The organism is Lentibacillus saliphilus (assembly GCF_019093865.1).
Lineage (GTDB): Bacteria > Bacillota > Bacilli > Bacillales > Amphibacillaceae > Lentibacillus_B > Lentibacillus_B saliphilus.
Genome location: NZ_JABJXD010000001.1, coordinates 241,113 through 256,021, shown reverse-complemented (window position 1 = coordinate 256,021; position 14,909 = coordinate 241,113). Strand labels below are relative to the sequence as shown.

14 protein-coding genes are annotated in these 14,909 nt (G+C 40.7%); 13 read left to right on the top strand and 1 reads right to left on the bottom strand.

Annotated features, from left to right (window positions below; all coding sequences use genetic code 11):
* The first annotated feature begins 1 nt into the window (after position 1).
* From sdaAB to rnc, 9 genes are all read left to right on the top strand, one after another.
* Positions 2–664, top strand: a complete 663-nt coding sequence (gene sdaAB, locus HPC67_RS01355; RefSeq protein WP_217585644.1) for an L-serine ammonia-lyase, iron-sulfur-dependent subunit beta — start codon at positions 2–4, stop codon at positions 662–664.
* Between the two features lie 16 nt (positions 665–680).
* A complete protein-coding gene (gene sdaAA / locus HPC67_RS01350) occupies positions 681–1,556 on the top strand; it encodes an L-serine ammonia-lyase, iron-sulfur-dependent, subunit alpha (RefSeq protein WP_217585643.1) in 876 nt (291 codons plus the stop codon).
* Between the two features lie 14 nt (positions 1,557–1,570).
* Positions 1,571–3,604 (top strand): ATP-dependent DNA helicase RecG, encoded by a 2,034-nt coding sequence (gene recG, locus HPC67_RS01345; RefSeq protein WP_217585642.1) that lies wholly within the window; start codon positions 1,571–1,573, stop codon positions 3,602–3,604.
* A gap of 113 nt (positions 3,605–3,717) precedes the next feature.
* Positions 3,718–4,311, top strand: coding sequence for a transcription factor FapR (gene fapR / locus HPC67_RS01340; protein ID WP_217585641.1), 594 nt, complete (start codon positions 3,718–3,720; stop codon positions 4,309–4,311).
* Positions 4,295–5,305, top strand: coding sequence for a phosphate acyltransferase PlsX (gene plsX, locus HPC67_RS01335; RefSeq protein ID WP_217585640.1), 1,011 nt, complete (start codon positions 4,295–4,297; stop codon positions 5,303–5,305). Before fapR ends, plsX begins: the two co-directional genes overlap by 17 nt.
* Positions 5,302–6,237, top strand: a complete 936-nt coding sequence (fabD, locus tag HPC67_RS01330) for an ACP S-malonyltransferase (protein ID WP_217585639.1) — start codon at positions 5,302–5,304, stop codon at positions 6,235–6,237. Before plsX ends, fabD begins: the two co-directional genes overlap by 4 nt.
* Positions 6,238–6,239: 2 nt before the next feature.
* Complete coding sequence (fabG, locus tag HPC67_RS01325; RefSeq protein WP_217585638.1) at positions 6,240–6,980, top strand: 3-oxoacyl-[acyl-carrier-protein] reductase; 741 nt, start codon at positions 6,240–6,242, stop codon at positions 6,978–6,980.
* Positions 6,981–7,032: 52 nt separating this feature from the next.
* Complete coding sequence (gene acpP, locus HPC67_RS01320) at positions 7,033–7,266, top strand: acyl carrier protein (RefSeq protein ID WP_217585637.1); 234 nt, start codon at positions 7,033–7,035, stop codon at positions 7,264–7,266.
* Between the two features lie 66 nt (positions 7,267–7,332).
* The gene (gene rnc / locus HPC67_RS01315; RefSeq protein WP_217585636.1) at positions 7,333–8,013 is read left to right on the top strand and encodes a ribonuclease III; all 681 of its coding nucleotides are present in this window, start codon (positions 7,333–7,335) and stop codon (positions 8,011–8,013) included.
* A 167-nt stretch (positions 8,014–8,180) separates the two neighbouring features.
* On the opposite strand, the gene HPC67_RS01310 is transcribed toward rnc, so the two are convergent.
* The gene (locus HPC67_RS01310; protein ID WP_217585635.1) at positions 8,181–8,402 is read right to left on the bottom strand and encodes a DUF1128 domain-containing protein; all 222 of its coding nucleotides are present in this window, start codon (positions 8,400–8,402) and stop codon (positions 8,181–8,183) included.
* Between the two features lie 159 nt (positions 8,403–8,561).
* Between HPC67_RS01310 and smc the strand changes: the two genes are divergently transcribed.
* The 4 genes from smc to ffh are packed head-to-tail and all read left to right on the top strand — an operon-like array spanning position 8,562 to position 14,858.
* Positions 8,562–12,128: a chromosome segregation protein SMC gene (gene smc, locus HPC67_RS01305; RefSeq protein ID WP_217585634.1), complete on the top strand. Its 3,567-nt coding sequence runs from the start codon at positions 8,562–8,564 to the stop codon at positions 12,126–12,128.
* A gap of 13 nt (positions 12,129–12,141) precedes the next feature.
* Complete coding sequence (gene ftsY / locus HPC67_RS01300; RefSeq protein WP_217585633.1) at positions 12,142–13,134, top strand: signal recognition particle-docking protein FtsY; 993 nt, start codon at positions 12,142–12,144, stop codon at positions 13,132–13,134.
* A gap of 49 nt (positions 13,135–13,183) precedes the next feature.
* Positions 13,184–13,501 carry a putative DNA-binding protein gene (locus HPC67_RS01295; RefSeq protein WP_217585632.1) on the top strand — a complete coding sequence of 106 codons (318 nt, stop codon included), beginning with the start codon at positions 13,184–13,186 and terminating at the stop codon, positions 13,499–13,501.
* 13 nt (positions 13,502–13,514) lie between these two features.
* Positions 13,515–14,858, top strand: coding sequence for a signal recognition particle protein (gene ffh / locus HPC67_RS01290; protein ID WP_217585631.1), 1,344 nt, complete (start codon positions 13,515–13,517; stop codon positions 14,856–14,858).
* The last annotated feature ends 51 nt before the right edge of the window (positions 14,859–14,909 follow it).

The following is a 14,909-nucleotide window of genomic DNA, read 5'->3' as shown; positions in this document are numbered from 1 at the left end:
AATGAAATTTAATTCTGTTTTCGATATCATTGGTCCGGTCATGATCGGTCCTTCAAGTTCACATACAGCTGGTGCTGCAAGAATTGGGCGAGCTGCTCGGCATTTATTTGGTCAGGAACCAGAATGGGCAAAAGTCCATTTATATGAATCCTTTGCCAAAACGTATCGAGGTCACGGCACAGACTACGCGATTGCAGGTGGTTTGCTTGATTTTGAAACCGACGATCCGAGGATGAGTCAAGCACTTGATATAGCGAAAGAAAAAGGGCTTTCAATTGAGTTCATAGAAGAAGCGGGAAAAGCACCACATCCGAACACAACTCGTATTATTATTGGTAAAGGTGATAAACAACAGGAGCTTGTAGGGATTTCAATCGGTGGTGGAAAGATAGAGGTAAAAGAATTAAATGGATTTGAACTCCGTCTTTCTGGTCATCATCCTGCTATTTTAATTATGCACAACGATCGTTTTGGTGCGATTGCTTCCGTTACGCAAATATTGGCAAAGTACGAAATTAATATCGGTCATATGGAAGTGAATCGAAAAGACGTGGGAAAACACGCGCTCATGGTCATAGAGACTGATCAAAATGCCGATTCAGATGTACTTGAGGCGTTAAAGGCATCTGAGCATATTATAAATATCGCAAACATTTCAAACTGATTGGGGGGAAGTGCACATGTTCCGAACAGTGAAAGAGTTAGTAGAATTAGCAGAACAGAACAACATATCTATTTCTGAGGTTATGATTTGTCAAGAAATGGATGTTAAAAATAAAACGCGTGACGACGTCATGAAAGAAATGGATAAAAACCTTGTCGTTATGGAAAAAGCAATTGAAGAGAGTTTGGCAGGAGTCACATCTGTTACGGGGCTAACTGGTGGCGATGCGGTGCGTATTCAAAATTATATGTCGACACACACACCGTTATCAGGTCCGCTGTTACTCGATGCAGTCAGTAAAGCAATGGGTACAAATGAAGTGAATGCTGCAATGGGCACGATTTGCGCAACCCCAACAGCAGGAAGTGCAGGATGTGTACCAGGGACATTGTTTGCAGTGAAGCATCAATTAAATCCGACACGGGAACAAATGATTAGATATTTGTTTACAGCCGGTGCTTTTGGTTTTGTCGTTGCTAATAATGCATGTATTTCAGGAGCTGCAGGAGGCTGTCAAGCTGAGGTAGGGTCAGCTGGTGCGATGGCAGCAGCTGCGATTGTTGAAATGGCAGGTGGCACACCACAACAATCTGCCGAAGCTTTTGCGATTACGTTAAAAAACATGCTTGGACTCGTTTGTGATCCAGTCGCAGGTCTTGTAGAAGTTCCTTGTGTTAAACGAAATGCAGCTGGCGCATCCCTCGCAATTGTATCTGCGGATATGGCGCTTGCGGGTGTTGAGAGTGCGATACCATGTGACGAAGTCATTGGTGCGATGTACCGAATTGGAAAGCAAATGCATCCGAGTTTGCGTGAAACAGGAGAAGGTGGTCTTGCTGATACACCAACTGGACGCCTTCTTAAGGATAAAATTTTTGGAGCGATTGGATAAGAAGGGGATCTGTTATGTTGAATGATTCCGTACGTCAGATTAAAGGTGTTGGCGAAAAGCTCGCTGACGCCTTACACGTGCTAAGTATTGAAACGATTGAAGATCTGATATTCTATTTTCCCTATCGGTATGACGTATTCGAGGTCAAACCGATCGGTGAATTGATTCATGATGATAAGGTAACAATTGAAGGGACCATTTTATATGATCCTGTATTAACGTTTTTTGGTCGTAAAAAATCTCGCCTTGTTTTCACTTTAAACGTAGAGGGTATTTCGGTGAAGGCGGTATTATTTAATCGGGCTTTTGCCAAAAAACAACTGCAGGCGGGCGATACTGTAACATTAACTGGTAAGTGGGATGCTCATCGCTTACAAATTACTGTTAGCACTTATAAAAAGGGTCGGTATGAGCATGATGCAGCGATCTCTCCAGTCTATTCTATTAAAGGCGATATCACGAGTAGAACATTAAAAAAAACACTCACATATGCACTGGACCATTTTTCAAATGATATTGTAGAAATACTACCAGAGTCTTACTTACATGCATACAAGCTGCCAGAGAGAAAGTCAGCTGTTCGAACGATGCATGCTCCTGAATCGAGGTATAAGCTCAAACATGCTCGCAGACGATTTGTGTATGAAGAGTTTTTATTATTCCAACTCAAGATGCAGTACGTTAAAAAAATGCATCGTGAAGCTACTCCTGGCATATCACATCAATATCAAGAAACTGCGTTACATAATTTTATCGAATCCTTCTCTTTCAGCTTGACGCGAGCACAGGATCGAGCTTTAAAAGAGATTCTGGAAGATATGCGGTCACCATACAGTATGAATCGCTTGCTGCAGGGTGACGTTGGATCCGGTAAAACAGCTGTTGCAGCGATTGCGCTTTATGCAGCAGTTACAGGCGGCAAACAGTGTGCGCTAATGGTCCCAACAGAAATTTTAGCAGAACAACACTTCTTGTCTTTAACGGACTTGTTTGGTGAACGTGCAAAGATAGCATTATTGACAGGCTCTATTAAAGGAAAAAAACGCCAATTGATTCGTTCGTCTATTGAAAGCCATGACGTTGATATTGTTATTGGAACGCATGCACTTATCCAAGACGACGTATTTTTTCATGATTTAGGACTTGTGATTGTCGATGAACAGCATCGCTTCGGTGTGAAACAACGACGTACCTTGCGTGATAAGGGCTGGCAGCCAGACGTGCTGTTTATGACGGCAACCCCGATTCCGAGGACACTTGCCATTTCTGCTTTCGGTGACATGGATGTATCAATCATAGATGAAATGCCAGCAGGACGAAAAGAGGTTGAAACGTACTGGGTGACAGATCAACATTTCCCTCGTGTTCTTGAATTCATTGGTAAACATATTGTAAGAGGGGAACAAGCTTATGTCGTTTGTCCGTTGATTGAAGAATCCGATCAGTTAGATATTCAAAATGCGGTTGATGTTTACGAACAGCTGTCGGAATTTTATCCAGAACCTATTCAAGTAGGATTGTTACATGGTCGTCTCCATACAGAAGAAAAAGAACGTATTATGAAGGCGTTTAGCACGAACAACATTCAAATTCTCGTCTCGACAACTGTTATCGAAGTTGGTGTTAATGTTCCTAATGCGACAGTTATGGTTATTTATGATGCTGAACGATTTGGTTTGTCACAGCTGCATCAGCTCCGTGGTCGAGTAGGGCGTGGACAAGGACAAAGCCATTGTATTCTGATTGCTGATCCTAAAGGTGAAGTGGGTAAAGAACGGATGCGAATTATGACCGAGACGACCGACGGCTTTGTATTGGCTGAAGAAGATTTAAAACTAAGGGGACCAGGTGATTTTTTTGGTACGAAACAAAGCGGTATGCCCGAATTTAAAGTAGCTGATATGGTTCATGACTATCGAGCGCTTGAAACAGCACGTGTTGATGCTGTTGAAATTGTCCATAATGGACTGCTCGAATCAGATCCTGCTTATAGCAAATTGGCAGCTTATATTGAGTCGGAGCTCGCTGTCACGAAAAAAATGGACTAACTGCATCTTGTGTAATTAAGCTTGATATTATATACTACTATTAGTATCTAGTCATAAATATATTTTAAATAATGAGCGTATTTAACGAATGATACTGGACGGATGGTGCCATCATGAAACTAAGTAAATCTAAACGACAACAACAGTTAGCAGAGACAATTGAACAGACACCGTTTATTACCGATGAGGATCTCGCCAAAAAATTTCGGGTCAGCATTCAGACAATACGGTTAGATCGAATGGAACTGTCAATACCTGAGCTTAGAGAGCGTATTAAATCTGTGGCAACAAACCATTGGAATGAAACGGTTAAAGCCCTTCCTTTAGAAGAGGTAATTGGTGAAATTGTCGATTTGGAATTAGATGAACGTGCGATTTCAATTCTAGAAATTAAAGGTGAGCACGTGTTTTCACGAAACAAAATTGCTAGGGGACATCATTTATTTGCGCAAGCGAATTCTCTAGCTGTAGCTGTTATCAATGACGAATTGGCTTTAACGGCAAAGTCCGAATTGAAATTTATGCGTCAAGTTTTTGAAGGTGAGCGCGTTGTCGCTAAAGCAATTGTAGATGGTAAAACGGTTAAAGGACATACAATCGTCCGTGTAGACAGCTATGTTGCCCAGGAAATCGTATTTTCCGGGGTGTTTACTATGTTCCGGTCAAACGAACAAAAAGGAGAGTCATCCAATGAGACTGGCAATTGATGCAATGGGTGGTGACCATGCACCAAATCAAATCGTACTTGGTGCGCTGGATGCCATCAACAAAATAGAAGGTTTACATATTACCCTTGTTGGGGATGAAAATAAAATCAGCCCTTTATTACCAGAATCTGTAGCAAATATAGACATCATTCATACAGAAGAAGTGATTACGGGAGAGGATGAACCGGTTCGAGCTGTGAGACGAAAGAAAAATGCATCTATTGTCCTCATGGCTAAAGAGGTTAAAGAAAAGCGTGCAGATGCGTGTGTGTCTGCTGGTAATACTGGCGCCTTAATGAGCACGGGTCTATTCGTCGTAGGACGTATTCCGGGAATTGCGCGTCCGGCTCTTAGTCCTACATTACCAACAATTGATGGTAATGGGTTTTTGCTCTTAGATGTCGGTGCCAATGTAGACGCAAAAGCAGATCACTTGGTGCAATATGCCATTATGGGATCTATTTATGCGGAAAAAGTCCGAGGCATCAAGCAGCCTTCAGTAGGATTGTTGAATATTGGGACTGAAGAGGGAAAAGGTAACAGTGTTATAAAAAAAGCATACGCACTTTTAGAGGAAGCTCCAATCCATTTTATCGGAAATGTGGAGGCGCGTGACATACTATCTGGTGCCGCGGATGTTGTTGTAACTGACGGATTTAGCGGTAATATTGCGCTGAAAACACTTGAAGGCACAGCCATGACAATGTTTTCTATGCTGAAAGATACATTTATGTCATCTATGAAAACAAAAGTGGCAGCTGCTTTAGTGAAAAATGATCTTAGAGGTTTAAAAAATAAACTCGACTACTCCGAATATGGCGGTGCCGGATTATTTGGTCTATCAGCACCTGTCATTAAAGCGCATGGATCATCTGATAGGAGAGCGGTTTTTAACGCGATCAAACAAGCGTGTCACATGGTTGATCATAACGTAACGGATACAATAAAAACGACGATTGAATCGTTGGAGTTAAATAAGGAGGATGATGGATGAAGCGCGTTGCCTTTATGTTCCCTGGTCAGGGTTCACAAAAAGTAGGAATGGGACAAGCATTCTATGATCAATTCGCCAATGTACAGGATATGTACGCACAAGCAGATGATTTACTTGGCTATAAACTGTCGGATTTAATGTTTAATGGTCCACAAGAATTATTGACAGAGACTGAACACGCACAACCGGCACTTTTACTATCAAGTGTTGCTGCACACACGATGCTCATTAAAGAGGGTGTTCAACCGGTTATGGCAGTTGGTCATAGCTTGGGGGAATATAGTGCTCTTGTTGCGGCTGGTGCGATACCGCTTGATGAGGCGCTACCATTAGTTAAAGCACGTGGCCAACTCATGGAGGCGGCATATCCAGACGGGCAAGGCGCGATGTCAGCTGTACTTGGCTTGTCTGAAGATCAAGTGAAAGCGGTGCTTGATGAGTTGACAGATGAGGTCGTGGATATGGCGAACTTAAATTGTCCTGGCCAAATTGTGATTTCTGGAACAAAAAAAGGGATCGATCAAGCTACTGACCGGTTAAAAGAAATAGGGGCTAAACGGGTCATGGCTCTTAATGTGAGCGGACCATTTCATTCTAGGCTTATGAAGAAGGCGAATTCCGCCCTTTCTGATCAATTAAACGCGTTAACAATTAGAGATGCAAGCATCCCAGTTTATGCGAATGTTACGGCTGAGCCAACAACTGAAAAAGAAGCCATCAAAGATTTATTAATCAAACAGCTTTATTCACCTGTTCGATTTGAACAGTCGATAAATCATATGATTGAACAAGGTGTTGATGCTTTTGTTGAAGTGGGGAATGGAAAGGTGCTAAGTGGACTGATTAAAAAAATTGATCGTAGCATTCCAACTTATGCGATCCAGGATCCAGAATCGTTAGAACAATTTTTAGCTTGGTACAAGGGGGAGTAAGCATGCTAAAAGGTCAAAACGCACTCGTGACAGGTGGATCACGTGGTATTGGACGTGCGATTGCATTGGAATTAGCACGTCAAGGGGTCAATGTTGCAGTGAATTACGCAGGAAATGAAGCGAAAGCACAAGCTGTTGTTGAAGAAATTAAGGCAATGGGCGCTTCTGCCTTTAAAATAAAGGCTGATGTCACAGATGAAGCGTCTGTGAAGAATATGGTCAAAGAAGTCATTCAACAATTTGGTCGTTTAGACATTCTTGTGAATAACGCAGGCATTACGAAAGACAATATTATTATGCGTATGTCTGAAGAAGACTTTGATCACGTGGTTAACACGAATTTAAAAGGTGTCTTTTTATGCACTAAAGCTGTTACACGACAGATGATGAAGCAGAGAAGCGGAAGAATTGTCAATGTTGCTTCGATTGTTGGTGTAAGTGGAAATCCTGGACAAGCTAATTACGTTGCAGCAAAGGCAGGCGTTATTGGATTGACAAAAACAACTGCAAAAGAACTTGCGTCACGAAACATTCTTGTTAATGCAGTTGCACCAGGCTTTATCTCTACAGATATGACAGATGCTTTATCTGAAGAACAAAGAGACAATATGATGTCACTAATACCTTTGAACAAACTGGGACGACCAGAAGATGTGGCAAATGTTGTGCGTTTTCTAGTCTCGCCTGATGCCGATTATGTAACAGGGCAGACAATCCATATTGATGGCGGCATGGTCATGTAGGCTTGTAAAGCATCAATATGGCTAACTTAGTATCTTGAAGGGAGGTGACAACATGGCAGACGTATTTGATCGCGTAAAAGATATTATCGTTGACCAGCTCGACGTTGAAGCGTCAAAAGTTACAATGGAAGCTTCTTTTAAGGATGATCTTGATGCAGATTCATTGGACGTAGTAGAACTCGTTATGGAATTAGAAGATGAATTTGATATGGAAATTGCTGATGAAGAAGCAGAAAAAATCAATACCGTTGGTGACGCTGTAAATTACATAAACAGCCAATCCTAACATTGGGGAAAGCCCTCGCCAGAAGCGGGGCTTTCTGTATATGATCAGCAAGGAGGTGACAGTATTGTGAACATTGAAAAGCTACAACAAGCAATTAATATTCAGTTTAATGATGCCAGCTTAATTAAGCAGGCATTTACACATTCATCATATGTGAATGAGCATCGCGATGTCCGGTATGCAGATAACGAAAGGCTTGAATTTTTAGGTGATGCGGTTCTTGAACTTGGTGTAAGTCAATATTTATATCGAGAAAATGAATCTATGGAAGAAGGTCATTTAACTAAATTACGCGCCGCAATTGTATGTGAGGCATCATTAGTAAAATTTGCCCGCGAACTGCATTTTGGAGACTATATTTTATTAGGTAAAGGTGAAGAACAGTCAGGAGGTCGAGACAGACCAGCCTTGTTGGCTGATGCATTTGAAGCCTTTTTGGGCGCCTTATATTTAGACCGTGGATTTAATGTTGCACTCCAATTTCTTGAGCATTACGTTTTCCCTAAGATCGACAAAGGTGCTTTTTCGCATGTGATGGATTACAAAAGTCAACTACAAGAATTTGTGCAGCAAGAAAAACATCAAGTTGTGACGTATGATATCGTAAAAGAAATCGGACCTTCTCATGATCGCGAGTTTGTTACGGAAGTTAAGGTTAATAATAAGCTCGTTGGGACAGGGACTGGACGCTCAAAAAAAGAAGCTGAACAAAGAGCTGCAAAGCAGGCTTTAGACGCATTGCGTTAGGGTGGTGAATAGAGGCTTTGACACGTTCTGGAAATGGACTGACGCTTCTTGATTGCGAACAACGTGCTAACATGTTCACTGAAATACACCCGCGTGTTCAAAAGTGATCTCAAACGGAAACGGCTGGTCACATCAATTTGCAGCCAGCCGTTTTTATCAAAATACTATTATTTTCGTACGTGCCTCAACTCATTGACGAATGCCTCTGTTTCAGAAGTACTCAATTGTCCTTTTCGTTTCACAATGTCATACATCATTTTCAAATCATCATATTTGGACAAATCATAGTCCTGATAATCCATAAGAGAACGATTCACAACACCGAGCCGCTTTGTTAAATCCTCTAAGATATACTTGAGATTTTGTTCGTTCGGACGCTCAAGATTCATAAACCCCCACCTCGCTTTTAAAAGATTACAACAGTATAGCCCAGCCATACTTCTTTTGTTGTTCTATTTATGATAAAATAAATGCGTTAAAATACCAAATGTTAATTAAGATGAACGATTAAACTCATATCGTTTGACCACGCAGCTAGGAGAATGTATATGTATTTAAAACGACTGGAAAGTGCAGGATTCAAATCTTTTGCAGAACGCATCAATGTGGAGTTTGTCCCTGGGGTAACGGCGGTAGTCGGACCTAACGGCAGTGGCAAAAGCAATATTACTGATGCGATTCGATGGGTACTCGGTGAGCAGTCGGCCAAATCGCTGCGTGGCTCCAAAATGCAGGATATCATTTTTCAAGGTAGTGATACACGTAAACCGTTAAATGTTGCAGACGTCACGCTCGTTTTAGATAACGAAGACCACACGTTACCGCTTGATTATAATGAGGTTAGTATTACACGCCGTGTCTATCGTTCGGGAGAAAGTGAATTTTACATAAACAAGCAATCGTGTCGCTTAAAAGATATTGTTGATTTATTTATGGATTCAGGTCTTGGACGTGAAGCCTTTTCGATTATTAGTCAAGGGAAAGTTGAAGAAATTTTAAGCTCTAAGGCAGAAGACCGTCGTGTCATATTTGAAGAGGCTGCCGGTGTCTTAAAATATAAACAACGGAAAAGACAAGCTGAATTTAAATTAAATGAAACACAAGATAATTTAAATCGTGTTGAAGATATTATTCATGAGATTGAACAGCAAGTTGACCCATTACAAGAGCAGGCAGAAAAGGCGCAAACGTTCCTCACATATAAAAAAGACCTTGATGAAAAAGAAATATCACTTTTAATTACTGAAATTGATCATTTTCATGAAGAATGGCAAGCATTACTCAAGGAACTTGAACAACATAAAGATAAAGAAGTTGCATTGAGTACATCCATACAAAAAAGAGAAGCAGAACTCGAACAGGAACAGACTGCGCTTAAGCAGCTTGACGAAGCCATTGAAGATATGCAAAATCAACTGATTTCTGTTACACAATCACTTGAACAATATGAAGGAAAAAAACAAGTGTTACAGGAACGACTTAAACATTTTTCAGAAAACAAAACAAAATTGGAAGCGCAAAAAGCGGCCGCTTTAAAACGGATATCTGAAATAAAAGATCAGTTGCAAGCAGCAAATGCTGAAATTCAACGACTTGAAACAGAAAAACGAGAAACAAATGAGCGAGTGAAAGAGCTTAAAGCATTATTATCTTCTCGAGAAGAGCAAATTAATGATGAAATAGAAGATGCTAAAGCTGAGTATATTGAATACTTAAATGAACAAGCTGTCATCCGCAATGAACAGCAGTCCATTGCTGAACAAAAGGAACAATTGCTTCACAAAAAAGATCATAATGATGAAAAATATCATGACCTAATTTTAAAAAGTGAAGAATTAGAAAAACAGGTTGAACTTGCAGAAGCACGCCATGCGGAGCGAGAAAACGACTATAATACAAAAAATAGTCATCTGCAGAAATTAAAAGCTGATGTGAAACAATACAGAGAGCAATTCCAACAGGCACAAGCGACATTGTATAAAGGATTTCGTACGCTAGAAAAGCTTAAATCGCAAAAAGAAATGCTAGAAAGTATGAAGGAAGACTTTCAAGGTTTTTTTCATGGTGTAAAATCCGTTTTAAAAGCCCGTGACGAACATCATCTATCGAATATTAATGGTGCCGTGATCGAATTGATTGATGTGCCAGAACAATATGTTACAGCAATTGAAACTGTACTCGGTGCCCAGGCACAGCATGTTGTCGTTAAAGATGATCAAGCAGCTCGAACGGCCATTAACTGGTTAAAGAAAACGAATAATGGACGAGCAACATTTTTACCGTTGTCATCGATTCAACCCCGATATATAGCTGAAAATATGATTAATGATATCCGGTCACATAAAGGCTATATCGGTATTGCAGCAGAACTCATTCAAGTTTCCCCGGTATACCAAAAAGCAGTTGATCACTTAATGGGTCATGTTATTATTGCCGAGACATTGCAAGATGCGAATGACCTCGCTCGAAAAGTGATGCGCAAATATAGAATTGTCACCTTAGATGGAGATGTCGTTAATCCAGGCGGCTCGATGTCTGGGGGGGCGAAAAAGCAATCAAACCATTCCCTATTTACGAGAGACAAGGAATTGACGACCATTGCTAAAAAACTTGAAGATTATGAAGTGCGGGCAAAGGCTTTTCAACAAACTGTTAGTCAAAAAGAGGCAAACGTACAGCAAACAGAAGCCGCCATTCGTGACCTTGAGCAAGAACTGTCAGAAAAACAGTCAGAACTTCTAGAATTGCAAAGCGCCTATCGAGAGTTAATTATGAAGCGTGATGCATCGAAGCAAAGCATCACCCATTTTAATCAAGATCAAAAACAATTTGGTGATGATATTAACCAAATGGACGAGAAAGCGGCTACATTGTCAGATAACTTAAGCACAATACAAGCTAAGCTTGTCAATATCCAAGAGCATATTGATACTTTAAATGCACGCAAGAACGATATTGAACACAATCGAGAAAGGCGCCAACAAGAGCTGCATACGGCACAAGTTCAGCTTGCAGAACAAGCGGCTCATATTGACAACCAATACGATAAGACTGACGCGCTGAAGTCTCAGTTACGAGATCTAGAAGAAGAGTACGAAACATTTTCACAGGAACTAGATGAACTTCTAAGTTTAAAAGACTCTGAAGTAACGGAATCCGACATTGATTCGTCAATTGCTTCCATTCAGAATGATAAACAAAGCATTACAGAAAACATTAAGCAACAACGTGATGAGCGGCTTCGTCGGACGCAATTGTTGCAAGACGAAGAAAGAGAACTAAAGGAAGCGAACAAAGCGCATCAGTCTTTGCTTCATACACTTCAGCAAACGGAGGTACAAGTCAATCGTCATGATGTAGAGCTTGAAACACGACTGAAACAACTTGAAACAGATCATACGATGACGTACGAAAAAGCAAAACAAACATATCCTAAGTCTGCTAATGTGGACGAAGCAAAAAAAGAGGTCCAAGCATTAAAGCAATCTATTGATCACTTAGGCTTTGTTAATCTAGGTGCAATTGAAGAGTATGAACGCGTCTCAGAGCGGTATACATTTTTATCAACACAGCGTGATGATCTGCTTGAAGCGAAAGGAACATTGTATCAAGTGATTGATGAAATGGATGAAGAGATGATGCGCCGTTTTGATACGACATTCAATCAGATTAAAGCGCAATTTTCGATCGTTTTTACGGAATTATTCGGTGGTGGCCATGCTGAACTCAAGCTAACGACACCGGATGACTTGTTAGACACAGGTGTCGACATTATTGCCCAGCCTCCAGGAAAGAAATTGCAACATCTCGGGTTACTTTCTGGGGGAGAACGGGCGCTTACTGCCATCGCATTACTTTTTTCTATTTTAAGGGTTCGACCAGTTCCGTTTTGTGTGCTTGATGAAGTTGAAGCTGCGCTGGATGAGGCAAATGTTGTTCGTTTCGCAAGGTATATTAAACAATTTAGTGCTGATACACAATTTATCGTCATTACACACCGCAAAGGAACGATGGAGGAAGCAGATGTTTTATATGGTGTTACGATGCAAGAATCGGGTGTATCAAGACTTGTTTCAGTTCGATTAGAAGATACAGCAGAACTTGTAACGTCTTAAGGAGGAAGATCAGATGAGTTTTATCCAAAAGCTGAAAAATAAATTTCAACAACCTGAACAGGAAGAAGTTACAACAAAATATAAAGACGGTATGAAAAAAACGAGTCAGACGCTTTCAGGCAAACTGAACAATCTATTGGCGCGGTATCGTAAAGTAGACGAGGATTTTTTTGAAGAACTAGAAGAACTTCTTATTACAGCAGACGTCGGTGTGATGACCGTCATGGATCTGATTGATGAATTAAAGCTTGAGGTTAAGCGGCGTAACATAAAGGATTCTAATGCTGTAAAAGATGTTATTTCTGAAAAACTTGTTGATATTTATTATGGTGAAGATGAACCAGAGATTGCAACTTTAAATTCAGCCCCAGATCAGCTTTCTGTTATTCTCGTTGTGGGTGTGAATGGAGCGGGAAAAACGACGTCAATTGGAAAACTGGCACATCAGCTTAAGCAAGAAGGTAAACGTGTTGTACTTGCTGCTGGTGATACGTTTCGTGCTGGAGCCATTGAACAACTGGAAATTTGGGGTGAACGTGCTGAAGTAGATGTCATTAAGCAAACAGCAGGTAGTGACCCTGCCGCTGTTATCTTTGATGGTATTCAGGCAGCAAAATCAAGAAAAGCCGATGTGTTGATATGTGACACTGCTGGGAGATTACAAAATAAAGTCAATTTGATGAATGAGTTAGCCAAAGTAAAACGTGTTATTGAACGGGAAATCCCTGGAGCGCCCCACGAAACATTACTCGTACTGGATGCGACGACAGGTCAAAATGCATTGAGCCAAGCAAAAACATTTTCTGAAGCTACAAACGTCTCGGGTATCGTATTAACGAAGCTCGACGGTACAGCAAAAGGTGGTATCGTTTTGGCGATCAGGCATGAACTAGACATTCCTGTAAAATATGTTGGACTTGGAGAGCAGATTGAAGATCTCCAACCATTCGATGCACATGCATTTGTTTATGGTTTATTTGCTGATATGCTTGAAGAAGATGTTTAATCATGTTATTCTTTTGTAAAGGATTTTCACTTAACAAGGGGTGGATGACGTGCTAGAAAAGACGACACGAATAAATTATTTACTTGATTTCTACCAATCATTACTCACACCCAAACAACGTAATTATATGGAAATGTATTATTTAGAGGATTACTCTTTAGGTGAAATATCCGAGCTTTTGAACGTATCTAGGCAAGCGGTATATGATAATATTAGACGAACAGAAGCAATGCTTGAAACATATGAACAAAAGCTCTGTCTCTACGCCAAATTCCAAGAACGATTGAAATTATTTGAGCAGCTTGAGGAATACGTGGACAGTGGTGACGCCTTTGAACTGATTCAAAAACTAAAAGAAATTGATTAGGGGGATACCTTCCATGGCATTTGAAGGACTTTCCGACCGACTGCAAAGTACAATAAAAAAAATAACTGGAAAAGGTAAAGTAAGTGAGCAGGACGTTAAGGAAATGACACGCGAGGTCCGGCTTGCTCTTCTTGAAGCCGACGTTAATTTTAAAGTTGTTAAAAGCTTGATTAATCGAATAAAGGAACGAGCTGTTGGAACTGAAGTGATGGACAGTCTGACACCAGGCCAACAGGTTATTAAAATTGTAAAAGATGAATTGTCAGAGCTCATGGGCGGAGATCAAAGTAAAATTGCTGTCGCTGATCGCCCACCAACAGTCATCATGATGGTTGGTTTGCAAGGTGCAGGTAAAACGACGACGACCGGAAAGCTAGCTAATCACCTACGGAAAAAACATAACCGCACACCTATGCTCGTTGCGTGTGATGTTTATCGCCCAGCTGCGATCAACCAATTGCAAACTTTGGGTGAACAACTAAGTATGCCTGTTTTTTCCAAGGGAACAGATGCCAATCCGGTTGATATCGCAAAGGAAGCTGTAGAACAAGCAAAAAAAGACCATCAAGATTATGTCCTTGTTGATACAGCTGGTCGTCTTCATGTTGACGATACGTTAATGAATGAATTACAAGAGATGAAGGCAGCCATTCAACCGGATGAGGTCTTTCTCGTTGTCGACGCCATGACCGGTCAAGATGCCGTTAATGTTGCTGATCATTTTAACGATCAGCTTGATATTACTGGTGTGGTATTGACAAAACTTGACGGTGATACACGCGGTGGTGCCGCATTATCAATTAAATCTGTCACAGGTAAACCGATCAAATTTGCCGGTATGGGTGAAAAATTAGATGAATTAGAACCATTTCATCCGGAACGCATGGCTTCTCGTATTCTCGGTATGGGTGATGTTCTCACGTTAATTGAAAAAGCACAGACGAATGTCGATGAAAAACAAGCAAAAGCATTAGAAGAAAAAATGCGGACAGCGACGTTTACCTTCGATGATTTCCTTGAACAGATGGGTCAGGTCAAAAAAATGGGTCCACTTGATGAATTGTTCGACATGATTCCGGGCGCCGGTAAAATGAAAGGGCTCAAAAATGCCCAAATTGATGAGAAACAATTGGCACACGTAGAAGCCATCGTTCAGTCAATGACAAAGAAAGAAAGGCAAGAGCCAGGCATTATTAATGCTGGCCGTAAAAAGAGAATTGCTAAAGGGTCTGGAACAACCGTTGCCCAAGTGAATCGTTTGCTTAAACAATTTAGTGAAATGAAGAAAATGATGAAGCAAATGACAGGAATGCAAAAAGGTAAAAAAGGAAAAGGAATGAAGTTTCCGTTCATGTAATGTAAAAACACTTTACAGACTTGAAAATATCTGTTAGAATCTAAACTTGTG